This window comes from Sulfitobacter sp. D7 (assembly GCF_003611275.1).
Taxonomy (GTDB): Bacteria; Pseudomonadota; Alphaproteobacteria; order Rhodobacterales; family Rhodobacteraceae; genus Sulfitobacter; species Sulfitobacter profundi.
The window spans coordinates 1220292-1243529 of the sequence record NZ_CP020694.1 but is presented as its reverse complement, the minus strand read 5'-3'; the positions used below and the strand labels follow the sequence as shown (position 1 = coordinate 1243529).

The 23238-nt window shown below is 55.9% G+C and carries 13 protein-coding genes, 5 tRNA genes, 5 rRNA genes and 2 pseudogenes; 5 read left to right on the top strand and 20 right to left on the bottom strand.

The genetic code is table 11. The annotated features are described in order from the left end of the window. Positions 1-27: 27 nt before the first annotated feature. The 4 genes from B5M07_RS05995 to B5M07_RS05980 all read right to left on the bottom strand — a co-directional run bounded on the left by B5M07_RS05995 (position 28) and on the right by B5M07_RS05980 (position 5221). Positions 28-2859 (bottom strand): 23S ribosomal RNA (locus B5M07_RS05995). 432 nt (positions 2860-3291) lie between these two features. Next, positions 3292-3368: transfer RNA gene (locus tag B5M07_RS05990), tRNA-Ile, on the bottom strand. Positions 3369-3536: 168 nt separating this feature from the next. Beyond that, positions 3537-3612 (bottom strand) — tRNA-Ala (locus B5M07_RS05985). Positions 3613-3757: 145 nt separating this feature from the next. Further along, positions 3758-5221 (bottom strand): 16S ribosomal RNA (locus tag B5M07_RS05980). Together the 16S and 23S rRNA genes with 2 tRNA genes alongside form the textbook arrangement of a ribosomal RNA operon. 654 nt (positions 5222-5875) lie before the next feature. Here B5M07_RS05980 and B5M07_RS05975 point away from each other — a divergent pair. Beyond that, positions 5876-6210: pseudogene (locus B5M07_RS05975) on the top strand (transposase); the annotation flags it as partial. Positions 6211-6231: 21 nt separating this feature from the next. On the opposite strand, the pseudogene B5M07_RS05970 reads toward B5M07_RS05975, so the two are convergent. The 8 genes and pseudogenes from B5M07_RS05970 to B5M07_RS05935 form a co-directional block, all read right to left on the bottom strand. Beyond that, a pseudogene (locus B5M07_RS05970) lies at positions 6232-7303 on the bottom strand (IS3 family transposase). 25 nt (positions 7304-7328) lie between these two features. Next, entirely contained in the window at positions 7329-8600 is a 1272-nt protein-coding gene (locus tag B5M07_RS05965; protein ID WP_120350436.1) for an IS256 family transposase, read from the bottom strand. Positions 8601-9056: 456 nt separating this feature from the next. Continuing rightward, positions 9057-9171, bottom strand: a 5S ribosomal RNA gene (rrf, locus tag B5M07_RS05960). Between the two features lie 121 nt (positions 9172-9292). Then, positions 9293-12124, bottom strand: a 23S ribosomal RNA gene (locus B5M07_RS05955). A 432-nt stretch (positions 12125-12556) separates the two neighbouring features. Beyond that, positions 12557-12633 (bottom strand) — tRNA-Ile (locus B5M07_RS05950). Between the two features lie 168 nt (positions 12634-12801). Then, positions 12802-12877 (bottom strand) — tRNA-Ala (locus B5M07_RS05945). Positions 12878-13022: 145 nt separating this feature from the next. Further along, positions 13023-14486, bottom strand: a 16S ribosomal RNA gene (locus B5M07_RS05940). 654 nt (positions 14487-15140) lie between these two features. Further along, positions 15141-15458, bottom strand: coding sequence for a mechanosensitive ion channel family protein (locus B5M07_RS05935; protein WP_254693964.1), 318 nt, complete (start codon positions 15456-15458; stop codon positions 15141-15143). 133 nt (positions 15459-15591) lie between these two features. Between B5M07_RS05935 and B5M07_RS05930 the strand changes: the two genes are divergently transcribed. Beyond that, complete coding sequence (locus B5M07_RS05930; RefSeq protein WP_120350619.1) at positions 15592-16617, top strand: IS110 family transposase; 1026 nt, start codon at positions 15592-15594, stop codon at positions 16615-16617. 216 nt (positions 16618-16833) lie between these two features. Here the strand turns inward: B5M07_RS05930 and B5M07_RS05925 are convergent, their stop codons facing one another. Next, the gene (locus tag B5M07_RS05925; RefSeq protein WP_254693963.1) at positions 16834-17370 is read right to left on the bottom strand and encodes a mechanosensitive ion channel family protein; all 537 of its coding nucleotides are present in this window, start codon (positions 17368-17370) and stop codon (positions 16834-16836) included. A gap of 185 nt (positions 17371-17555) precedes the next feature. Between B5M07_RS05925 and B5M07_RS05920 the strand changes: the two genes are divergently transcribed. Further along, a complete protein-coding gene (locus tag B5M07_RS05920) occupies positions 17556-17714 on the top strand; it encodes a YqaE/Pmp3 family membrane protein (protein ID WP_120350618.1) in 159 nt (52 codons plus the stop codon). A 63-nt stretch (positions 17715-17777) separates the two neighbouring features. Here B5M07_RS05920 and B5M07_RS05915 read toward each other — a convergent pair whose 3' ends face one another. The 7 genes from B5M07_RS05915 to B5M07_RS05885 all read right to left on the bottom strand — a co-directional run bounded on the left by B5M07_RS05915 (position 17778) and on the right by B5M07_RS05885 (position 21326). After that, complete coding sequence (locus B5M07_RS05915; RefSeq protein WP_082849461.1) at positions 17778-17951, bottom strand: CsbD family protein; 174 nt, start codon at positions 17949-17951, stop codon at positions 17778-17780. A 122-nt stretch (positions 17952-18073) separates the two neighbouring features. After that, positions 18074-18148 (bottom strand) — tRNA-Phe (locus B5M07_RS05910). Positions 18149-18263: 115 nt separating this feature from the next. Continuing rightward, entirely contained in the window at positions 18264-18455 is a 192-nt protein-coding gene (locus B5M07_RS05905) for a DNA gyrase inhibitor YacG (protein ID WP_120350617.1), read from the bottom strand. After that, positions 18452-19486 carry a ribonuclease E/G gene (locus B5M07_RS05900; RefSeq protein ID WP_120350616.1) on the bottom strand — a complete coding sequence of 345 codons (1035 nt, stop codon included), beginning with the start codon at positions 19484-19486 and terminating at the stop codon, positions 18452-18454. The genes B5M07_RS05905 and B5M07_RS05900 overlap by 4 nt, the downstream gene beginning before the upstream one ends. Further along, complete coding sequence (locus B5M07_RS05895; RefSeq protein WP_067938375.1) at positions 19483-20061, bottom strand: Maf family protein; 579 nt, start codon at positions 20059-20061, stop codon at positions 19483-19485. Before B5M07_RS05895 ends, B5M07_RS05900 begins: the two co-directional genes overlap by 4 nt. An 89-nt stretch (positions 20062-20150) precedes the next feature. Further along, entirely contained in the window at positions 20151-20369 is a 219-nt protein-coding gene (gene infA, locus B5M07_RS05890) for a translation initiation factor IF-1 (protein WP_005978431.1), read from the bottom strand. 81 nt (positions 20370-20450) lie between these two features. Next, on the bottom strand, positions 20451-21326 hold the full coding sequence (locus B5M07_RS05885) for a carbon-nitrogen hydrolase family protein (RefSeq protein WP_120350615.1): 876 nt from the start codon (positions 21324-21326) through the stop codon (positions 20451-20453). 191 nt (positions 21327-21517) lie between these two features. Between B5M07_RS05885 and B5M07_RS05880 the strand changes: the two genes are divergently transcribed. Together B5M07_RS05880 and B5M07_RS05875 are read left to right on the top strand one after the other, a co-directional pair. Continuing rightward, positions 21518-22513, top strand: coding sequence for a LysR family transcriptional regulator (locus B5M07_RS05880; RefSeq protein ID WP_120350614.1), 996 nt, complete (start codon positions 21518-21520; stop codon positions 22511-22513). A 6-nt stretch (positions 22514-22519) separates the two neighbouring features. After that, a complete protein-coding gene (locus tag B5M07_RS05875; protein ID WP_120350613.1) occupies positions 22520-23218 on the top strand; it encodes an NAD-dependent deacylase in 699 nt (232 codons plus the stop codon). Positions 23219-23238 lie beyond the last annotated feature (20 nt).

The window sequence follows — 23238 nt, the reverse complement described above, 5'->3', positions numbered from 1 at the left end:
TAAGTTGAAGTCTTGCTTCTACTGGATCAAATCAAGCCTATCGAGCAATTAGTACCAGTCAACTGAACGTGTTACCACGCTTACATCTCTGGCCTATCGACGAGGTGGTCTACCTCGGCTCTCAGGGATACCTTGTTTTGAGGGGGGCTTCCCGCTTAGATGCCTTCAGCGGTTATCCTGTCCGATCATAGCTACCCAGCACTGCTATTGGCATAACAACTGGTCCACCAGTGGATCGTTCACCCCGGTCCTCTCGTACTAGGGGCAACTCCTCTCAAGTATCCTACACCCACGGAAGATAGGGACCGAACTGTCTCACGACGTTCTAAACCCAGCTCACGTACCTCTTTAAACGGCGAACAGCCGTACCCTTGGGACCTGCTCCAGCCCCAGGATGAGATGAGCCGACATCGAGGTGCCAAACACTGCCGTCGATATGGACTCTTGGGCAGTATCAGCCTGTTATCCCCGGCGTACCTTTTATCCGTTGAGCGATGGCCCTCCCACTTGGGACCACCGGATCACTATGGCCGTCTTTCGACTCTGCTCGACTTGTCAGTCTCGCAGTCAGGCTGGCTTCTGCCATTGCACTCAACGAGCGATTTCCGACCGCTCTGAGCCAACCTTCGCGCGCCTCCGTTACGATTTAGGAGGCGACCGCCCCAGTCAAACTACCCGCCACACAGGGTCCCGGAACCGGATAACGGTCCGCGGTTAGACATCAAGCAGAACAAGGGTGGTATCTCAAGGGAGGCTCCACCGAGACTGGCGTCTCGGTTTCAAAGCCCACCACCTATCCTGCACATGTTCGGCCTAATGCCAGTGTGAAGCTGTAGTAAAGGTGCACGGGGTCTTTCCGTCTAACCGCGGGTAACCGGCATCTTGACCGGTAATTCAATTTCGCTGAGTCTATGTTGGAGACAGCGGGGAAGTCGTTACGCCATTCGTGCAGGTCGGAACTTACCCGACAAGGAATTTCGCTACCTTAGGACCGTTATAGTTACGGCCGCCGTTTACCTGGGCTTCAATTCAGAGCTCTCACCCCTCCTTTTAACCTTCAGGCACCGGGCAGGCGTCAGACCCTATACGTCGTCTTGCGACTTCGCAGAGCCCTGTGTTTTTAATAAACAGTCGCCACCCCCTGGTTTGTGCCCCCAGCCTCTAGTTGCCTAGAAACCGGGCCTCCTTCTCGCGAACTTACGGAGGTATTTTGCCGAGTTCCTTCAACATAGTTCTCTCAAGCGCCTTGGTATTCTCTACCTGTCCACCTGTGTCGGTTTAGGGTACGATCTAGCGATGGAGCTATTTCCAGGGACCTCTAAGCAGCCCATTCAATCCGATAAGGATGAACTACCCTCGAGATCCGTCACTTCCATCTGGCCCAGGAATATTAACCTGGTTCCCATCGACTACGCCTTTCGGCCTCGCCTTAGGGGTCGGCTTACCCTGCTCAGATTAGCTTTAAGCAGGAACCCTTGGACTTTCGGCGAGAGTGTCTCTCACACTCTTTGTCGCTACTCATGTCATCATTCTCACTAGTGATCTCTCCACCGGATCGCTCACGCGCCAGCTTCACAGAAAGCTCCTTGTGTCCAATCCTACCTAAGTAGGTAAGGACACATGGAACTATGTCACACTACGCTCTGCTACCATGCAATAAATGCATCCTCAGCTTCGGCTCATGGCTTGAGCCCCGTTACATCTTCGCCGCAAGACAACTTATTTAGACCAGTGAGCTGTTACGCTATCTTTAAAGGATGGCTGCTTCTAAGCCAACCTCCTGGTTGTTTTGGTCGTCTCACCTGCTTTCCCACTTAGCCATGAATTAGGGGCCTTAGCTGGAGGTTAGGGTTGTTTCCCTCTTCACGACGGACGTTAGCATTCGCCGTGTGTCTGCCGACTAGTACTCCTCGGTATTCGGAGTTTGGTTAGGATCAGTAAGCCTGTGGGGCCCCATTACCCATCCAGTGCTCTACCCCCGAGGGTATTCGGTCGACGCTCTACCTAAATAGATTTCGCAGAGAACCAGCTATCTCCGAGTTTGATTGGCCTTTCACCCCTAGGCACAGCTCATCCCGATCTTTTTCAACAGATGTGGGTTCGGTCCTCCAATAAGTGTTACCTTATCTTCAACCTGGCCATGCCTAGATCACTCGGTTTCGGGTCTGATCCCACGAACTCAACGCCCTATTAAGACTCGCTTTCGCTACGCCTACACCTAACGGCTTAAGCTTGCTCGTGAGACCAAGTCGATGACCCATTATACAAAAGGTACGCTGTCAGGACGCAAGGTCCCTCCAACTGTTTGTAGGCGTTCGGTTTCAGGTACTGTTTCACTCCCCTCGTCGGGGTGCTTTTCACCTTTCCCTCACGGTACTGGTTCACTATCGGTCAGTAAGGAGTACTTAGCCTTCGAAGGTGGTCCTCCGATCTTCAGACAGAATTTCACGTGTTCCGCCCTACTTAATACGTCCAATCATGCTTCTTATACGGGACTATCACCCACTTTGGTTGCGCATTCCAACGCATTCTAACCACACTCATGGCTCGGCTGGTCCCCGTTCGCTCGCCGCTACTAGGGGAGTATCATATTGATTTCCTTTCCTCCGGGTACTTAGATGTTTCAGTTCCCCGGGTTTGCCTTTTTAAGCCTATATATTCAGCCTAAAAATACCTGGTTTACCAAGTTATTAGCTGCACCGAAGTGCAGTAATAACAAAGTATCAGGTGGGTTGCCCCATTCAGAAATCCATGGATCAAAGCTTATTCTCAGCTCCCCATGGCTTATCGCAGAGTATCACGTCTTTCATCGCCTCTTACTGCCAAGGCATTCACCAAACGCCCTTTTCGCGCTTGATTTGATCCAGAAAAAGCAAGACTTAGCGTCTCGCGCGAAGATCAGAAGCTGGTAAGAAACTGATCCTCTTTATCCTGTATCAAAAGCATACTTTTACCCGCCCAGACTATCGTCTGGACAATGAGCGATGCAGATAGCGAACCGTCCGTGCAGGAGGTCCGCGTCATCGCTCTGGTTAGTGTACTTGACTTGGACAACATATTCGTTTCGGTCGCGATATGTCCGAAAGGCCGAGGAAACAGCCATTCAAACACCGGCCCCGAAGGGCAGCAACCGAGATCATCCCCTAACGCGGGCCGATCAAACATGTTGTTAGTATCTCTCTTTACGATGTCAATTCGTCTGTGGGATGAAGCTTGCTTCATCCGGGAACAGACGTTCAAACACATGGGTATGTGCTTGAAGGTATGTTCCGTGTGCCATCCGAAGGAGGATGGTGGGTCGAGGAGGACTTGAACCTCCGACCTCACGCTTATCAGGCGTGCGCTCTAACCACCTGAGCTACCGACCCAGAGATTTTGCCGTAGGCAAAACTCGTCGTTCCGGCAGGGCATTCCGAAGGAATGGCCCGAGAGGAACCAGCCCTTAGTGGTTGAAGGTTTAAGGACCGTTACGCTGCCCCTCTCGCACGTCCATTGGACGGGCAACCAGGGCGACGCCTTTTGCTTTGCAAAAGGCTTGGTGGAGCCTAGGAGGATCGAACTCCTGACCTCCTGAATGCAAATCAGGCGCTCTCCCAGCTGAGCTAAGGCCCCAAACTTTTGAGACCTACGCGTTCAGCGCAGGACCTATTTCTGAAGAGATATGAGGACGGCTCGGTTCTAATATAGTCGGCTTTGTTTGCCGACTTGCTAAGTGTTCCACGAGTGAGACAAGTCTCGCTGCTAGGAACATCCTTAGAAAGGAGGTGATCCAGCCGCAGGTTCCCCTACGGCTACCTTGTTACGACTTCACCCCAGTCGCTGATCCTACCGTGGTCCGCTGCCTCCCCGAAGGGTTGGCGCACGGCCGTCGGGTAGAACCAACTCCCATGGTGTGACGGGCGGTGTGTACAAGGCCCGGGAACGTATTCACCGTGGCATGCTGTTCCACGATTACTAGCGATTCCGACTTCATGGGGTCGAGTTGCAGACCCCAATCCGAACTGAGACAGCTTTTGGGGATTAACCCATTGTCACTGCCATTGTAGCACGTGTGTAGCCCAACCCGTAAGGGCCATGAGGACTTGACGTCATCCACACCTTCCTCCCGCTTATCACGGGCAGTTTCCTTAGAGTGCCCAGCCGAACTGCTGGCAACTAAGGATGTGGGTTGCGCTCGTTGCCGGACTTAACCGAACATCTCACGACACGAGCTGACGACAGCCATGCAGCACCTGTCACTGCGCCACCGAAGTGGACGCCCGATCTCTCGGGTTAGCACAGGATGTCAAGGGTTGGTAAGGTTCTGCGCGTTGCTTCGAATTAAACCACATGCTCCACCGCTTGTGCGGGCCCCCGTCAATTCCTTTGAGTTTTAATCTTGCGACCGTACTCCCCAGGCGGAATGCTTAATCCGTTAGGTGTGTCACCGAACAGTATACTGCCCGACGACTGGCATTCATCGTTTACGGTGTGGACTACCAGGGTATCTAATCCTGTTTGCTCCCCACACTTTCGTACCTCAGCGTCAGTATCGAGCCAGTGAGCCGCCTTCGCCACTGGTGTTCCTCCAAATATCTACGAATTTCACCTCTACACTTGGAATTCCACTCACCTCTCTCGAACTCAAGACCAGGAGTTTTGGAGGCAGTTCCGGGGTTGAGCCCCGGGATTTCACCCCCAACTTTCTGATCCGCCTACGTACGCTTTACGCCCAGTAATTCCGAACAACGCTAACCCCCTCCGTATTACCGCGGCTGCTGGCACGGAGTTAGCCGGGGTTTCTTTACCAGGTACTGTCATTATCATCCCTGGCGAAAGTGCTTTACGATCCTAAGACCTTCATCACACACGCGGCATGGCTAGATCAGGCTTGCGCCCATTGTCTAAGATTCCCCACTGCTGCCTCCCGTAGGAGTCTGGGCCGTGTCTCAGTCCCAGTGTTGCTGATCATCCTCTAAAACCAGCTATAGATCGTAGACTTGGTAGGCCGTTACCCCACCAACTATCTAATCTAACGCGGGCCGATCCTTCTCCGATAAATCTTTCCCCCGAAGGGCGTATGCGGTATTACTCACCGTTTCCAGTGGCTATTCCGCAGAGAAGGGCACGTTCCCACGCGTTACTAACCCGTCCGCCGCTAGACCCGAAGGTCTCGCTCGACTTGCATGTGTTAGGCCTGCCGCCAGCGTTCGTTCTGAGCCAGGATCAAACTCTCAAGTTGAAAAGCTATTGCTAGCTTATCCTTGACGTCGAACCTCTGCACATCGACCTGTATCCCTTACTGAAAGATACAAGCCATTCTCTGTTTGTTGTGCTTGAGACTACAAAGTAGTCGAAAGCCGTCCAAACAGTGAAGCTGACACTCTATCATCGGGCCTAAACCCTAAGAGCGCGATATACAGACGTTGATCCATCGAATGAACCAAACCGCCCACATATCTCTTCAGATATCAAATTTTCAAACAGCGTTGAGACAAAAGAAACTGAGATGCGCCCTAACTTCTTGGCGCGCCCCGCCCTAATACCTCGAATTTTTATCCACCTTCCGAACCGAACTCAGCGTCTCCGCTCCCGTCCGCCCCGTCTGGCGCCCCGCCGCTGCATCTCTGCGCCGCCGGTAGAGGGGGTTCTAAGGCGAGTGACAGAAACCCGCAAGCGGAAAGTTGAGAAAAGTGAAGGTTTTGAAGAGCCTTTGGGCAAGTTTTTGAAATCGCGTACTATTTCTGGTGTTTGAAACAGTAAACAGGCTCACCTGACGACAGGATGTTACGGGTATTTAAGTCAGCTGCCTCTGAGGTGACGTGAATCGCTTTGGACCTGACGCGGTTTGATGCCGCTCCTTTGATAGCATTTACTGCAACAAAGGAGATTGACTATGGGACTGAAACGGACGGACAAATTCCGCCAAGATGCGGTGCGTATCGCACTGACCAGTGGACTTACACGCAAGCAAGTGGCGGATGATCTTGGCGTCGGGATGTCGACGCTGAACAAGTGGATCACAGCACACCGAGATACAGATGTGGTGTCGAAAGGGGACTTGAGCCTTGCCCAAGAGAATGACCGGCTTCGGCGCGAAAGCCGCATTCTCAAGGAGGAGCGGGAGATTCTAAAAAAGGCCACGGTGTTCTTTGCGGGTCAAAAGCCGTGAGGTTTAAGTTCACCGAAGAGCACCAAACCACGTTTTCCATACAGCGTATGTGCCAAGTGACCTGCTCCCCATTGAGTCCGCTAATTTAGGTTAGCTCTGTTCAGGTTTTGGTCCTCTTCTGACCTGTTAGCATATTCGACTGGCGTCAGGCCAGCGAGGCTTGTGTGTGGGCGGTGGTGGTTGAAGTCGGTACGCCACGCAGCGATCAACTGGCGGGCATGGCGCAGGTTGTCGAACAGGTGCTCGTTTAGACATTCATCCCGCATCCTCCCGTTGAAGCTTTCCACGAACCCATTTTGCGTGGGCTTGCCCGGTGCGATGTAGTGCCAGTCAACCTTTCGTTCTTCCTGCCATTTCAGGATCGCATTCGAAGTTAGCTCTGTGCCGTTATCGCTGACCACCATGCAGGGGTAGCCGCGCATCTCAGCAATGCGGTCCAGCTCACGACCCACACGGTCGCCTGAGAGCGATGTGTCGACCACGGCAGCCAAACATTCGCGGCTAAAGTCGTCGATCACGTTCAGAATGCGGAACCGGCGACCGCAGGACAGGCTGTCGGACACAAAGTAGAGCGACCACCGTTGGTTTGGCCCCTGCGGGATCGCCATCGGCGCTCGGGTGCCCACTGCACGCTTGCGACCGCCACGTATACGGACTGTTAATCCCTCTTCGCGGTAAATCCGGTACAGCTTTTTCCAGTTTACTTGCCAGCCTTCGCGTTTGAGCAGGATGTGCAGACGACGATAACCAAACCGCCGCCGCTCAGACGACAGATCCTTCAACCGATCTCGCAGATCAGTATCCGCTGGCCGCTTCGACGTACGCCGATAAACACGCGGGTCGATCCCAGCCAAGGCGCACGCCCGCTTCTGATTGTATCGTTTCTCTGTCATGGCCCAGGTCACCGCGCTTCTGCGTGAACCGGGCCTCAAAAGTTTTTTCCCAACATCTCCTTGAGCGTTGAGACATCCATCATCTGTTCCGCCAGAAGTTTCTTCAGTTTCGCATTCTCAGCTTCCAGCGCTTTCAACTTCTTCGCGTCTTCTTCGCGTCGGACACCTCCATGCCGCCATACTTAGATCGCCATTTATAAAACGTCGCATCACTGACGCCATGCTTGCGACAAAGCTCCTTCGCGCCAAGCCGAGCTATGCTTGAATTTGGGTGACGCGCATCATCAGGCGGCGCGGTTTTCGGTGTCGTTGGTCACTTCGACACCGTCGTTGAATTTGATTCCTTCGATAACCTTTGGCAACTGATTTCTGCCCTTGAGGCGCAGCCATTTTTTCGATGCTGCCTGAATGAGGGTGAAAACCATCAGTTTTGCGGTCTTTTGTGACAGCGCCCCTTTGGTCCTCACCGTTCGGTGCCGAACAGTGGCGAACACGCTTTCAATCGGGTTCGAGGTGCGCAGATGGCCCCAATGCTCGGCTGGGAAGTCGAAGAATGCAAGCATCGCCTCTTCGTCCTTTGTCAGGCAGGCAACACCTTTTGGGTATTTGACGCCATACTTTTCGGAGAAAACTGCCAACGCAGCATCGGCTTCTGCGCGCGTTCCGGCGTGCTGGATGTCGTCCAGATCTGACTTGACCGCCGGGGCCATCTGCTTGGGAAAACAGTTCTGGACGTTCTTTACCTTATGCACCCAACACCGTTGGTGCTTTGTGCCTGGAAACGTTTTGTCCAGTGCGTTCCAGAACCCCATGGCTCCATCCCCAACCGCAATTTCCGGTGCGACGGACAGCCCGCGGCCTTTGATGTCGGTCAGCAACTCATGCCAGCTCTGCGCGCTCTCCCGCAGGCCGACCTGAAAGCCGATCAGCTCTTTCTTGCCCTCCGGTGTCGCGCCGATGATCACCAGCATGCATTCGGCATTTTCCTCCATCCGCGCCTGAAGATAAACGCCGTCCGCCCAAATGTAGACGTAGTGGCGGGCAGACAGATCCCGCCGTGCCCAGGCATCATATTGAACCTGCCATCCGGCAGTCAGACGCGAGATGACGCTTGGCGAGAGGTTGGGCGCATCCGGCCCCATGATGGCCGACAGCGCGTCCTGGAAATCGCCCGTCGATATGCCCTTCAGATAAAGAACAGGCAGCAGCGCGTCCAAGCTGATCGAGCGGCGCGCCCATTTCGGCAGAATGTTCGAGGTAAAGCGGATCTTTTCTGCCCCATCAGAGGACGCCATCCGGTCGCGCACCTTGGGCCGCTGGACATCCAGAGCACCGATCCCCGTCTGAATCTTCCGTTCAGGGCCAAATCCATGCCGCACAATCCGCTGACGCCCGTCTTCCAACTGCTCATCGGCAAAACTGGCGACAAAGGCATCAGCCTCGGCCTTCAGCGCTTCCGCCAGCATCCGACGAGCACCTTGCCGAGCAAGCTCTGTCAGCGGATCGACGATCGTTTCCGATTGGCGAAATGGCAGGATCGTTGTATCTTCCTTCATGGCGTATCGCTCCTTGTGAGGTTCTGGCCGGCTTTGACACCCGCCACGATACGCCGCACTTCAAATCACGCCATCACCCAAATTCCCGCATAGCTCGCCAAGCCCAGCCTGATGCTCCTTCAATATCACGATTATCTGCTCTTCGCTGAAACGGCTTCTCTTCATCGTCTGTCTCCTTTTGAGAGAACAGGCTAACTCAAAAACCGGACTTTTCAGGGGAGCCGGTCACAGGTCAGGCGCTCCCCACGCAGATGAGACACCAAACAGCGAAAATGGACGATGGAGCCCCCTCGCCGGTGGTGGCGCTCACGCTGAAGGTTCGTGCGGAAGACGTCGGGCATTAGGCAAGAATATGCCCCGCCCCCCAAAGACAAAACCGCCGCAGCTTTATAGCTGCGGCGGTTTTGTTATTTTTCTCATCGTCGAGAGATACTTTTTTTATCAGGAACTTATTAGGTTTGGCGATGACCTACTCTCCCACGTCTTAAGACGCAGTACCATCGGCGCTACGGCACTTAACGGCTGGGTTCGGGATGGGACCAGGTGTTTTGCTCGCGCTATGATCACCAAACCAAATAAACTCCTGATAAAGCGCTCTGCGCGTTGCGACGCAGAGCGTGTTCCAAGTCATGTACAACTGATTGTATGTGTATGCTTTTGATTGATAAGTTGAAGTCTTGCTTCTACTGGATCAAATCAAGCCTATCGAGCAATTAGTACCAGTCAACTGAACGTGTTACCACGCTTACATCTCTGGCCTATCGACGAGGTGGTCTACCTCGGCTCTCAGGGATACCTTGTTTTGAGGGGGGCTTCCCGCTTAGATGCCTTCAGCGGTTATCCTGTCCGATCATAGCTACCCAGCACTGCTATTGGCATAACAACTGGTCCACCAGTGGATCGTTCACCCCGGTCCTCTCGTACTAGGGGCAACTCCTCTCAAGTATCCTACACCCACGGAAGATAGGGACCGAACTGTCTCACGACGTTCTAAACCCAGCTCACGTACCTCTTTAAACGGCGAACAGCCGTACCCTTGGGACCTGCTCCAGCCCCAGGATGAGATGAGCCGACATCGAGGTGCCAAACACTGCCGTCGATATGGACTCTTGGGCAGTATCAGCCTGTTATCCCCGGCGTACCTTTTATCCGTTGAGCGATGGCCCTCCCACTTGGGACCACCGGATCACTATGGCCGTCTTTCGACTCTGCTCGACTTGTCAGTCTCGCAGTCAGGCTGGCTTCTGCCATTGCACTCAACGAGCGATTTCCGACCGCTCTGAGCCAACCTTCGCGCGCCTCCGTTACGATTTAGGAGGCGACCGCCCCAGTCAAACTACCCGCCACACAGGGTCCCGGAACCGGATAACGGTCCGCGGTTAGACATCAAGCAGAACAAGGGTGGTATCTCAAGGGAGGCTCCACCGAGACTGGCGTCTCGGTTTCAAAGCCCACCACCTATCCTGCACATGTTCGGCCTAATGCCAGTGTGAAGCTGTAGTAAAGGTGCACGGGGTCTTTCCGTCTAACCGCGGGTAACCGGCATCTTGACCGGTAATTCAATTTCGCTGAGTCTATGTTGGAGACAGCGGGGAAGTCGTTACGCCATTCGTGCAGGTCGGAACTTACCCGACAAGGAATTTCGCTACCTTAGGACCGTTATAGTTACGGCCGCCGTTTACCTGGGCTTCAATTCAGAGCTCTCACCCCTCCTTTTAACCTTCAGGCACCGGGCAGGCGTCAGACCCTATACGTCGTCTTGCGACTTCGCAGAGCCCTGTGTTTTTAATAAACAGTCGCCACCCCCTGGTTTGTGCCCCCAGCCTCTAGTTGCCTAGAAACCGGGCCTCCTTCTCGCGAACTTACGGAGGTATTTTGCCGAGTTCCTTCAACATAGTTCTCTCAAGCGCCTTGGTATTCTCTACCTGTCCACCTGTGTCGGTTTAGGGTACGATCTAGCGATGGAGCTATTTCCAGGGACCTCTAAGCAGCCCATTCAATCCGATAAGGATGAACTACCCTCGAGATCCGTCACTTCCATCTGGCCCAGGAATATTAACCTGGTTCCCATCGACTACGCCTTTCGGCCTCGCCTTAGGGGTCGGCTTACCCTGCTCAGATTAGCTTTAAGCAGGAACCCTTGGACTTTCGGCGAGAGTGTCTCTCACACTCTTTGTCGCTACTCATGTCATCATTCTCACTAGTGATCTCTCCACCGGATCGCTCACGCGCCAGCTTCACAGAAAGCTCCTTGTGTCCAATCCTACCTAAGTAGGTAAGGACACATGGAACTATGTCACACTACGCTCTGCTACCATGCAATAAATGCATCCTCAGCTTCGGCTCATGGCTTGAGCCCCGTTACATCTTCGCCGCAAGACAACTTATTTAGACCAGTGAGCTGTTACGCTATCTTTAAAGGATGGCTGCTTCTAAGCCAACCTCCTGGTTGTTTTGGTCGTCTCACCTGCTTTCCCACTTAGCCATGAATTAGGGGCCTTAGCTGGAGGTTAGGGTTGTTTCCCTCTTCACGACGGACGTTAGCATTCGCCGTGTGTCTGCCGACTAGTACTCCTCGGTATTCGGAGTTTGGTTAGGATCAGTAAGCCTGTGGGGCCCCATTACCCATCCAGTGCTCTACCCCCGAGGGTATTCGGTCGACGCTCTACCTAAATAGATTTCGCAGAGAACCAGCTATCTCCGAGTTTGATTGGCCTTTCACCCCTAGGCACAGCTCATCCCGATCTTTTTCAACAGATGTGGGTTCGGTCCTCCAATAAGTGTTACCTTATCTTCAACCTGGCCATGCCTAGATCACTCGGTTTCGGGTCTGATCCCACGAACTCAACGCCCTATTAAGACTCGCTTTCGCTACGCCTACACCTAACGGCTTAAGCTTGCTCGTGAGACCAAGTCGATGACCCATTATACAAAAGGTACGCTGTCAGGACGCAAGGTCCCTCCAACTGTTTGTAGGCGTTCGGTTTCAGGTACTGTTTCACTCCCCTCGTCGGGGTGCTTTTCACCTTTCCCTCACGGTACTGGTTCACTATCGGTCAGTAAGGAGTACTTAGCCTTCGAAGGTGGTCCTCCGATCTTCAGACAGAATTTCACGTGTTCCGCCCTACTTAATACGTCCAATCATGCTTCTTATACGGGACTATCACCCACTTTGGTTGCGCATTCCAACGCATTCTAACCACACTCATGGCTCGGCTGGTCCCCGTTCGCTCGCCGCTACTAGGGGAGTATCATATTGATTTCCTTTCCTCCGGGTACTTAGATGTTTCAGTTCCCCGGGTTTGCCTTTTTAAGCCTATATATTCAGCCTAAAAATACCTGGTTTACCAAGTTATTAGCTGCACCGAAGTGCAGTAATAACAAAGTATCAGGTGGGTTGCCCCATTCAGAAATCCATGGATCAAAGCTTATTCTCAGCTCCCCATGGCTTATCGCAGAGTATCACGTCTTTCATCGCCTCTTACTGCCAAGGCATTCACCAAACGCCCTTTTCGCGCTTGATTTGATCCAGAAAAAGCAAGACTTAGCGTCTCGCGCGAAGATCAGAAGCTGGTAAGAAACTGATCCTCTTTATCCTGTATCAAAAGCATACTTTTACCCGCCCAGACTATCGTCTGGACAATGAGCGATGCAGATAGCGAACCGTCCGTGCAGGAGGTCCGCGTCATCGCTCTGGTTAGTGTACTTGACTTGGACAACATATTCGTTTCGGTCGCGATATGTCCGAAAGGCCGAGGAAACAGCCATTCAAACACCGGCCCCGAAGGGCAGCAACCGAGATCATCCCCTAACGCGGGCCGATCAAACATGTTGTTAGTATCTCTCTTTACGATGTCAATTCGTCTGTGGGATGAAGCTTGCTTCATCCGGGAACAGACGTTCAAACACATGGGTATGTGCTTGAAGGTATGTTCCGTGTGCCATCCGAAGGAGGATGGTGGGTCGAGGAGGACTTGAACCTCCGACCTCACGCTTATCAGGCGTGCGCTCTAACCACCTGAGCTACCGACCCAGAGATTTTGCCGTAGGCAAAACTCGTCGTTCCGGCAGGGCATTCCGAAGGAATGGCCCGAGAGGAACCAGCCCTTAGTGGTTGAAGGTTTAAGGACCGTTACGCTGCCCCTCTCGCACGTCCATTGGACGGGCAACCAGGGCGACGCCTTTTGCTTTGCAAAAGGCTTGGTGGAGCCTAGGAGGATCGAACTCCTGACCTCCTGAATGCAAATCAGGCGCTCTCCCAGCTGAGCTAAGGCCCCAAACTTTTGAGACCTACGCGTTCAGCGCAGGACCTATTTCTGAAGAGATATGAGGACGGCTCGGTTCTAATATAGTCGGCTTTGTTTGCCGACTTGCTAAGTGTTCCACGAGTGAGACAAGTCTCGCTGCTAGGAACATCCTTAGAAAGGAGGTGATCCAGCCGCAGGTTCCCCTACGGCTACCTTGTTACGACTTCACCCCAGTCGCTGATCCTACCGTGGTCCGCTGCCTCCCCGAAGGGTTGGCGCACGGCCGTCGGGTAGAACCAACTCCCATGGTGTGACGGGCGGTGTGTACAAGGCCCGGGAACGTATTCACCGTGGCATGCTGTTCCACGATTACTAGCGATTCCGACTTCATGGGGTCGAGTTGCAGACCCCAATCCGAACTGAGACAGCTTTTGGGGATTAACCCATTGTCACTGCCATTGTAGCACGTGTGTAGCCCAACCCGTAAGGGCCATGAGGACTTGACGTCATCCACACCTTCCTCCCGCTTATCACGGGCAGTTTCCTTAGAGTGCCCAGCCGAACTGCTGGCAACTAAGGATGTGGGTTGCGCTCGTTGCCGGACTTAACCGAACATCTCACGACACGAGCTGACGACAGCCATGCAGCACCTGTCACTGCGCCACCGAAGTGGACGCCCGATCTCTCGGGTTAGCACAGGATGTCAAGGGTTGGTAAGGTTCTGCGCGTTGCTTCGAATTAAACCACATGCTCCACCGCTTGTGCGGGCCCCCGTCAATTCCTTTGAGTTTTAATCTTGCGACCGTACTCCCCAGGCGGAATGCTTAATCCGTTAGGTGTGTCACCGAACAGTATACTGCCCGACGACTGGCATTCATCGTTTACGGTGTGGACTACCAGGGTATCTAATCCTGTTTGCTCCCCACACTTTCGTACCTCAGCGTCAGTATCGAGCCAGTGAGCCGCCTTCGCCACTGGTGTTCCTCCAAATATCTACGAATTTCACCTCTACACTTGGAATTCCACTCACCTCTCTCGAACTCAAGACCAGGAGTTTTGGAGGCAGTTCCGGGGTTGAGCCCCGGGATTTCACCCCCAACTTTCTGATCCGCCTACGTACGCTTTACGCCCAGTAATTCCGAACAACGCTAACCCCCTCCGTATTACCGCGGCTGCTGGCACGGAGTTAGCCGGGGTTTCTTTACCAGGTACTGTCATTATCATCCCTGGCGAAAGTGCTTTACGATCCTAAGACCTTCATCACACACGCGGCATGGCTAGATCAGGCTTGCGCCCATTGTCTAAGATTCCCCACTGCTGCCTCCCGTAGGAGTCTGGGCCGTGTCTCAGTCCCAGTGTTGCTGATCATCCTCTAAAACCAGCTATAGATCGTAGACTTGGTAGGCCGTTACCCCACCAACTATCTAATCTAACGCGGGCCGATCCTTCTCCGATAAATCTTTCCCCCGAAGGGCGTATGCGGTATTACTCACCGTTTCCAGTGGCTATTCCGCAGAGAAGGGCACGTTCCCACGCGTTACTAACCCGTCCGCCGCTAGACCCGAAGGTCTCGCTCGACTTGCATGTGTTAGGCCTGCCGCCAGCGTTCGTTCTGAGCCAGGATCAAACTCTCAAGTTGAAAAGCTATTGCTAGCTTATCCTTGACGTCGAACCTCTGCACATCGACCTGTATCCCTTACTGAAAGATACAAGCCATTCTCTGTTTGTTGTGCTTGAGACTACAAAGTAGTCGAAAGCCGTCCAAACAGTGAAGCTGACACTCTATCATCGGGCCTAAACCCTAAGAGCGCGATATACAGACGTTGATCCATCGAATGAACCAAACCGCCCACATATCTCTTCAGATATCAAATTTTCAAACAGCGTTGAGACAAAAGAAACTGAGATGCGCCCTAACTTCTTGGCGCGCCCCGCCCTAATACCTCGAATTTTTATCCACCTTCCGAACCGAACTCAGCGTCTCCGCTCCCGTCCGCCCCGTCTGGCGCCCCGCCGCTGCATCTCTGCGCCGCCGGTAGAGGGGGTTCTAAGGCGAGTGACAGAAACCCGCAAGCGGAAAGTTGAGAAAAGTGAAGGTTTCGGGGAACCTTTCGGCAAGCGGCTGAAATTATGCGCTATTTTCAAGCTTTCGAAGGGCAGGTTCCAGCCGCCCTGCCCCGGCTCCGACGGTAGATCGGCAAGATTCCAGTGAATCACCCACGATTCACGGCCGCGAAGCACCTATTGGGTGAATCAAATCGAAAGCCAGCACCCCTTCATAATGCCGCAATCCTCAACCCTCTGCTTCATCATCCTCTGAACGGCTGAGCGGCAGCGGCTCTTTGAAGGTGAGCGTACGGTAAGGGAATGGTATCTCAAGCCCGGCGTCATCCAGCGCCCGCTTCACCGCCGTCACGACCTCGTCTCGGGAGCGGCGCTGTTCCAGCGGAGCCGAGCCTGTCCACCAAGTCACTTCGAAATTGATAGAGGAATCCCCAAACTCTTGGGCGAAGATATGAATGGGGTGATCCCCCTGCTCTACTGTCTCACAGCTCTCGACCGCTTTGGAGATGACAGTGCGCGCCTCATTCAAATCCACATCATAGGCCACGCCGCAGATCACTGTTTGACGGCGGTGTTTTTGATCCGTGCGAACATAAACTGATGGATTGGATGCCCCTCCTGCTGGTTCATTATAGAACCGTCCGAGCCATGGTGGTGCGGACGTCTTGCAGGAGGAACAAATGTCAGAAGCATTTATCATCGGTATCGACCTGGCGAAGCGCGTTTTTCAAATACACGGCGCTGATGCCGCAGGTAAAGTCTTATACCGTAGAAAGCTGAGCCGGCCTCAGTTCAATAAGTTTCTAAATGAGCACCCAAGTTGCATTTTTGCGATGGAAGCGTGCGCGTCCGCCCATCATTGGGGGCGTGAAGCGCTTGCTGCAGGTCATGAGGTTCGATTGGTACCGGCACGATATGTGAAACCGTTTGTCAAACGCCACAAGAGTGATGTTGTCGATGCAGAGGCCATTGCAGAAGCCGCGATGCGTCCCTCAATGCGCTTCGTCCCAGTGAAAGCCCCGGAACAGCAAGCACAGGCGATGTTGTTTCGGACGCGCGAATTGTTCGTGCGGCAGCGCACCCAGCTTATCAATTCGCTTCGCGGATACTTGGCGGAGTTTGGGATTGTGCTGCGGCTACGCATTCGGAACGCTGATATTCTCAAACGAGAAGTAGAGGAACAGGCACATAAACTGCCCGACGAAGCCAAAGGCTTGGCGGAACGGCTCCTAGCGCAGATCGAGACTATCAGCGCAGAAGTCGAAGGTCTGGATCATTCCATCAAGATGCATGCAAAAACGTCAGAGGAAACGCGGCTTATGCAAACGATGCCTGGCGTCGGCCCGATGTCCGCCATCGCAATTTCGGCCTTCTGTCCTCCCGCCAAAAACTTTCGCACGGGGCGGGATTTTGCAGCATGGCTTGGTCTTGTACCTCGACAGCATTCGACAGGTGGTAAGGAACGGTTGGGGCGAATTACAAAAATGGGCCAGAAAGATGTGAGGCGGTTGCTGATCATCGGTGCAATGTCCGTCATCAATTCCATCGAACGATGGAAGCGTTGTGCCGAACCATGGTTAGCGCGTATGCTTGAAACACGCCCCCGTATGGTTGTTGCTGTTGCTTTGGCAAACCGCATGGCTCGGAGGCTTTGGGCCATGTTGATGACGGGCCAGATTTATCGCATTCGCGGGGCCGTCGCTTAGCGGCAGACCCACGGATACCGGCAGGTATGTGAGGACGAAAGGATCGACTAAGGAAAGCGGATCGACGAGAACGAACATGGAAAAACCAGTGCAACCCTTCGCGGCTTCGAGCCCGATAAACTGATTTGGAGCCAAGTTCGCGCATCTCCATAAGGGCCAGCAGCCAAGTGTGCTGCACAAACAGGCCGGACACGTGACTGCACCCGATCATGCTATCTAAACGTCGAAACAATCACCCACATAAACCGGGGCATCCACACGTGGGTTTTTGAACAGCATCGCGTTCGGGACGATCACAAGTTGCCCGTCCGTCTGGCGAATGTGGCTCTCTCTGATGGCGATATGGGCGACTTTGCCCTCGATCCCCTCGCATTCGATATGATCCCCCATACGCATCTCGCGGCGAAAGAGGATGATGATCCCAGCAAGGAAGTTCTCAAAGACATCCTTGAAGGCAAAGCCGATGGCGACCGACCCGATGCCGAGGCCAGCCAGAATGCTGGCGGGAGTAAGGCCGGGGAAGACGATCACGGCCGCGACCATGATGCCGAAGACCCAAATGAGGATAGACGTCAGGAGCGTAAAGAGGTCTTGCAGGCTTGGGCGGAGTTTGGTTCGCGACAGGGTTCTAGTGACCAGCGAACGGCCAAGCGCGGCGATCGCCCAAGTCAATATCAATACAAGGGTGGCGACGGCAATCTGCGGCAAAAGCGCAATAGTATCCCGCGCCATCTCCATGATCTGGCGCCACATAATCCTAACTGGCTCCACCCTGCCCCTCCTCCTGCTTTTCGATAGAGTGCCGCAAAACCCTTGCTGCGGCGAGTGTAAATTGCCCGCGCCTGTCACGGCATCCCTGGCCGCTTGGCTGATGAGGGCTAGCTTAGACCAGCCACTAACCCACCTAGAAAGGAGCCCGGCGGCCCCGGCGTGACACTATGGACATCATTCGCATTATCATCGCTATTCTATTGCCCCCTCTGGGGGTGTTCTTGCAGGAAGGTCTAGGAAAGCACTTCTGGATTAATATCATCCTAACGCTACTGGGCTACATCCCCGGGATCGTCCATGCGATCTATATCATTATCAAGAAGTGAGCGCGCCTAGCCTTGCGGCTCAGACAGAAAAGCGCGCCTCCGGTCAGAGGCGCGCTTTTGCGATTAGTCTGATAGCTTATCTTTGGCGTCGCCGACGCCCTTTTGCACCTTGCCTTCAGCCTGATCGGCCTGACCTTCGTGCTTGAGGTCGTCGTTGCCTGTGGCATCGCCAGCTTCTTCTTTCAGCTTGCCACCGATGTCTTTCGCCTTGCCTTTAGCTTGGTCGTCATTCGCCATGGTTGCTCTCCTCTATATGGGTAGAGGGACAACGTCAGAAAGCTGGCGGAGGTTCCGGGCCGGGTGCGGAAGTCGCGCGCGCGGCAGGGGCGGAGGGTGCGATTTGTTTGGTTTGGTACAAATGGTGCCCGGGGGCGGAATCGAACCACCGACACGAGGATTTTCAATCCACTGCTCTACCCCTGAGCTACCCGGGCACGGGTCACCTCTTTCGAGATCGGGTGAGCGGGTTCTAGGACCTGTAGCGCGGGGTGTCCAGCCCCATTTTGCCCCGAAACCCACTTCTTTTCACGAAACGCAAATTATCCTGTCTTAATGGGGCTTTGCGGGGCGGTCTTGTGCTGCTTCGGCGGCTTCGATGGCTGCTTCAACGTCTTCAGGATCGTGCGAGGGGACGGCGTAGTTTCCGCTGAACCAGCGGCCCAGATCGATGTCGGCGCAGCGGCGCGAGCAGAAGGGGCGGTGTGCCTTGATGGTTTCGGCTTTGCAGATCGGGCAGCTCATAGTCCTGCCCCTGCAAGTACCTCCGCCAGCACCGGACGGGCGCGTTTACGCTGCAATTCGTAGTGACCCAAAGGCGTCCAACCGACCAGCGTCGTGTCCACGTCATCGGCGCGGAAGGCCGCACGCAGCGCGCTTTCGAAGGTGCGGCGGTCTTTCTTGGGCATGGGGGCCAGATCGAGCGTGATCTGCCCGCCCAGCCCGCGCAGGCGCAATGCGCGGGGCAGCGCCTTGGCGCAGGCCATATTGGCTTTCACCCCAGCCGCGAGCGAGGCGTCACTGCCCGTGTTCACATCCACGGCCACCAACGCGCGGGTCGGCTCGACAAAGATCGACGCCCCGCCACCAAGCGACACTTGGGAGGAGGACACGCGGTCAAGCTCTTCCAATACCCCATGATCGGCAAAGCCCCCGGCTTCGGTCACCACCTCGGCGGGCGCGGTCCAATCGCGCCATGCGAGCAGATGCGGCCCATCGCCTTCGCTCAGCACCTCCATCTCCTGCGCGTCGTCATTGGCCACGGTATCCGCAAGCGCCAACATATTCGCGATATCCTCGGCAATATCCTCGCCATCGGCCCCGGCGCAGGAGGACCGCAGGATCAGACCCAGATCAGCACCGCCTGCGGCCTCATGAGCGATTTCCAGCAGTCGGTCACGTTCTTCTTCGTCCTTGATAGAGCGCGAGATGTTCAGCCCCGGCGAATCTGGCGTCACGATGGCATAACGCGATTTGAACAGCAGCTTATTGGTCACCGGGATCGCCTTGCCCGGTTCAGCATGACCCGAGACCTGCACAAGAATCGTCTGGCCGGGGGCCAGCCCTTTGATCTGGCGCAGAAAAGCCGCCCCATCGGGGGTCTTGAGGAACATCCCCCCCTGCCCCTTTACCGGGCGATCGGCAATCGCGCGATACACGGTGCCAACGCGCGGCGCATCGCTGTCGACCAGAAAATCGTCCAGCTTGCCATCCACCATGAGTGCTGCAGCTTCAACATCGCCAAGATGGTCAAGAATGATCGTACGGCCCTTCATGCGGCACCTCCGTCAAATGGGTAGCCTGCCGCTTGCAGCAGGTTCGCAGCCTCGGCCAATGGCAGGCCGACGATTGCGGTGAATGAGCCGCTGATCCATGGGATCAGCGCGCCAGCGGGGCCTTGGATGCCATATCCACCCGCCTTGCCGCGCCAATCGCCGGTGGCAAGGTAGCGGCGAATCTCAGGCTCGGATAAAGATTTCATCTTCACGTTGCTTTGCACATCGCGCTGCCAAAGCTTGTCGCCCCGCTTCACGGCAACGGCAGTGACCACCCTATGCCGACGGCCCGACATCAACCGCAGGAAAGCTTCGGCTTCAGCCTCATCCTCGGGCTTGCCGAGGATGCGCCGCCCGAGCGCCACAGTGGTGTCCGCGCAGAGCACGATGTCATCCGCCCCAGCGGGCACAGCCGCCACCTTTTCACGCGCCATGCGGGCGCAATAGGGGCGCGGTAGTTCGACCTTATGGGGTGTCTCGTCAATGTCGGGGGCGCGGATGGCATCGGGGACCACGCCGATCTGGGCCAAAAGCTCCAACCGGCGCGGTGATCCTGATCCGAGAATGAACTGCATCTTATGGGCCTCTTTGCCTGAGGCCGGCAGCCCGGTCGGGGCCGCGCACGGCCCCGCCTGCGCCGCGCAACGCGCGAACGCGGTGCCGCTTACTTGAAGCGATAGTTGATCCGACCTTTGGTCAAATCATAGGGTGTCATTTCCACCTGAACCTTGTCGCCAGCCAGAACACGGATGCGGTTTTTCCGCATCTTGCCTGCCGTATGCGCGATGATCTCATGGCCGTTTTCCAGCTCGACCCGAAACGTCGCGTTAGGCAGGAGTTCCTTCACGACACCGGGAAATTCGAGCGTATCTTCCTTGGCCATGGTCTCTCCTTGAGCACAAAACCCTCCAATTTGAGGGCGCAGGCTTAAATGGGCGCATTTTTGCGCTTTTTCAAGGGGGATTCAGCGCAAAGCGACGTTTATCGCCTTTCCGTCGCGGCCAATCTGGTCTTGCCAGTCCCTTCGGTTCAAAACGATGCCATCTGCGCGCACCTCGGCGACCTGCGCCAAATCGGCTTCTGCAATGGTCCAGCCGGGGGCGTTCACCTCGCGCAGGCCCAAAATGCCCGTCGGCGGGAAGCCGCGATCCGGCGGGCAGAAAATCCCCCCCGCGCCAAAAGACTGCCCCAAAGCCTCGGACCAATCCGCCGCGCCCACCACCGAAGACATCGCCGTGATGCACTGATTCTCTAACGCGCGGGCCATGGATCCGATGCGCACCCGCCAATAGCCCGCCAGCGTTTCGGTGACACTGGGCACGCAGATCACATCGCAATCGCTCAGCGCCCGGCCCAGCAGGGGAAACTCACTGTCATAACAGATCAAAATCCCGATCTTGCCAATCGCGGTCTCGAAAACCTGAAGCGCATTGCCTCCGATCACGCCCCACTCTTCACGCTCGAAACGGGTCATGATCTGCTTGTCCTGCACCCCCACCTGCCCCGTAGGCGTGATCAGCCGCGCGCGGTTGACCGGACGGCTCTCGGTCGCCGCGGGGCCAGAGCCTGCTACGATATGCACATTGTGCTCGGTGGCGAGCTTCACGTGCAGCCGGTCGGCTTCCTCAAGCTTGTCCGAGACCGAGAAAAGCGAGCGCTCCAGATCGGCGGCCACTTCGGCCCCATCCAGCGTGGCCAATTCCATCGCGGCATATTCGGGAAAAACCAGCAGTTCCGCCCCCTGCACCGCGGCCTCGGCGACCCAATGGGCCAGTTTGTCTTCGTACTGCGCCCATGAGGTCAGAACATCGAGCGGATAGGCAGCTGTGGCGATTTTCATTCGGAGAGGCTCCTGAGGGCTGTTTGCCCGCAGTCTGCGCAGCTTTGGCGGCGGCTTCAAGGGGGCGGCCCGTGGGCCCGAAGCGCCTCCCGTCGCTTTCCCGAAATCAACAGATATGCTGCCACTTCCATGGGCAAATGCTTGACCTGAGCCGCCCGTGGTTTCACAAGATCCGAAAGAGTTGGGACCACATGCTGAACAAAGGCATCACCCTTCGGGGCATCGAAGTGTTTGAGGCGCTCGCGCGCAGCGGATCGGTGGCGCAGGCAGCAGAGGCCACGGGGCTCAGCCAGCCCGCCGTCAGCCAGCAGATGCGCAACCTCGAAGCCGCCATCGGGGCGGAACTGGTCGATCACACCCGCCGCCCCATGCGATTGACCCAAGCCGGGCAGATGTTTCTGCGCCGGGCCGAACAGGCGCTCAGCGAATTGCGCCAAGCGCAGAGCGAAGTCACGGTGATGGATCTGGCCCATCTGGAGGCGCTGAACCTCGGTGTGATTGATGATTTCGACGATGACCTGACCCCGCGCCTTGCCACAATCCTTGGCGACAGCCTGACCGGGTGCCGCTTTCGCATGATCACCGCAGGCAGCAACGAACTGGCCCAGGCGCTCCGCGATCAAAGCCTGCATATGGCGCTTTCGGCGCAGATCGACGGACCGATTGACGGGGTTTTGGAATACCCGCTGGCCCGCGACCCCTTCATCCTCGTTACCCCTGCGGGCGCGCCCTATGACCCCGAGGCCCTGCTGCGCGGCAGCACCGACCTACCCTTTTTGCGCTACGCCGCCGACCAGTTGATCGCGCGACAGATCGAGGCACATCTTACCGCGCAGGGCCACAACCTGCGCGCACGGTTCGAGATCGGCAGCCATCTGGCACTAATGGCCATGGTGGCACGGGGCATTGGCTGGGCGATAACGACGCCCTTGGGCTACATGCGCGCCGCCCGTTTCCACGACCGGCTGGCCGCGCATCCCCTGCCCGCCCCCCTGAACACCCCGCTGCCCGCGCGAACCATTTCGCTCTTTGCCGGGGCCGAATGGTCAGGCCCGGTGCCGCGCGACATTGCCCAGACCATGCGGCAGTTGATGCAGACGCATATGATCGCCCCTGCCATCGCGCAGCTGCCGTGGCTGGCGGATGGGTTTCACCTGCTTGAAGCCGAAGACCCGATCGGAGAATAATACCCCATGACCAAGATCGTGATCCTTACTGGCGCGGGCATCTCTGCCGAAAGCGGGCTTGAAACCTTCCGCGCTTCCGATGGCCTTTGGGCGCAGCACCGCGTCGAAGATGTGGCAACCCCCGAAGGCTTCGCCCGCGATCCAAAACTGGTGGTCGATTTTTACAACGCCCGCCGCGCACAGGCGGCCGAGGTGTCGCCCAACGCCGCGCATCGCGCCCTCGCCCGGCTAGAGGCCGAGCTTGACGGCGAGGTGGTCGTCATCACCCAGAATGTCGATGATCTGCACGAACAGGGCGGCTCGCGACAGGTGATGCACATGCATGGCGCCCTCAAAGGCGCGCTCTGCGCCGCCTGCGATCACCGCTGGCCTGCGCCCATGGTCATGGCACCGGGCGATCCCTGCCCCGCCTGCAACGCCCCCGCCGCGCGACCCGATATCGTCTGGTTTGGCGAGATGCCCTATGAGATGGACGCACTTTTTGATCATCTGGCCGAGGCGGATGTCTTTGCCGCGATTGGCACCTCCGGCAACGTCTACCCCGCCGCCGGCTTCGTCGCCGAGGCCCGCCGCGCCGGGGCGCATACGATTGAACTCAATCTCGAACGCTCTGCCGTGGGCAATCAGTTCGCGGAGCATCGCATCGGGCCAGCCAGCCAGACGGTCCCCGAATGGGTGGCAGAGGTTTTGGCGGCGCGCCGCTAAGTTACGGCGCGCCAGATAGT

Bases quoted from the DNA above. Each gene is read 5' to 3' on its own strand.
- B5M07_RS05875 (WP_120350613.1), top strand. From the start codon at position 22,520: ATGACCAAGATCGTGATCCTTACTGGCGCGGGCATCTCTGCCGAAAGC.
- B5M07_RS05885 (WP_120350615.1), bottom strand. From the start codon at position 21,326: ATGAAAATCGCCACAGCTGCCTATCCGCTCGATGTTCTGACCTCATGG.
- B5M07_RS05895 (WP_067938375.1), bottom strand. From the start codon at position 20,061: ATGCAGTTCATTCTCGGATCAGGATCACCGCGCCGGTTGGAGCTTTTG.
- B5M07_RS05880 (WP_120350614.1), top strand. From the start codon at position 21,518: ATGCTGAACAAAGGCATCACCCTTCGGGGCATCGAAGTGTTTGAGGCG.
- B5M07_RS05900 (WP_120350616.1), bottom strand. From the start codon at position 19,486: ATGAAGGGCCGTACGATCATTCTTGACCATCTTGGCGATGTTGAAGCT.
- B5M07_RS05915 (WP_082849461.1), bottom strand. From the start codon at position 17,951: ATGGCGAATGACGACCAAGCTAAAGGCAAGGCGAAAGACATCGGTGGC.
- B5M07_RS05930 (WP_120350619.1), top strand. From the start codon at position 15,592: ATGTCAGAAGCATTTATCATCGGTATCGACCTGGCGAAGCGCGTTTTT.
- B5M07_RS05925 (WP_254693963.1), bottom strand. From the start codon at position 17,370: ATGTGGCGCCAGATCATGGAGATGGCGCGGGATACTATTGCGCTTTTG.
- B5M07_RS05920 (WP_120350618.1), top strand. From the start codon at position 17,556: ATGGACATCATTCGCATTATCATCGCTATTCTATTGCCCCCTCTGGGG.
- infA (WP_005978431.1), bottom strand. From the start codon at position 20,369: ATGGCCAAGGAAGATACGCTCGAATTTCCCGGTGTCGTGAAGGAACTC.
- B5M07_RS05965 (WP_120350436.1), bottom strand. From the start codon at position 8,600: ATGAAGGAAGATACAACGATCCTGCCATTTCGCCAATCGGAAACGATC.
- B5M07_RS05905 (WP_120350617.1), bottom strand. From the start codon at position 18,455: ATGAGCTGCCCGATCTGCAAAGCCGAAACCATCAAGGCACACCGCCCC.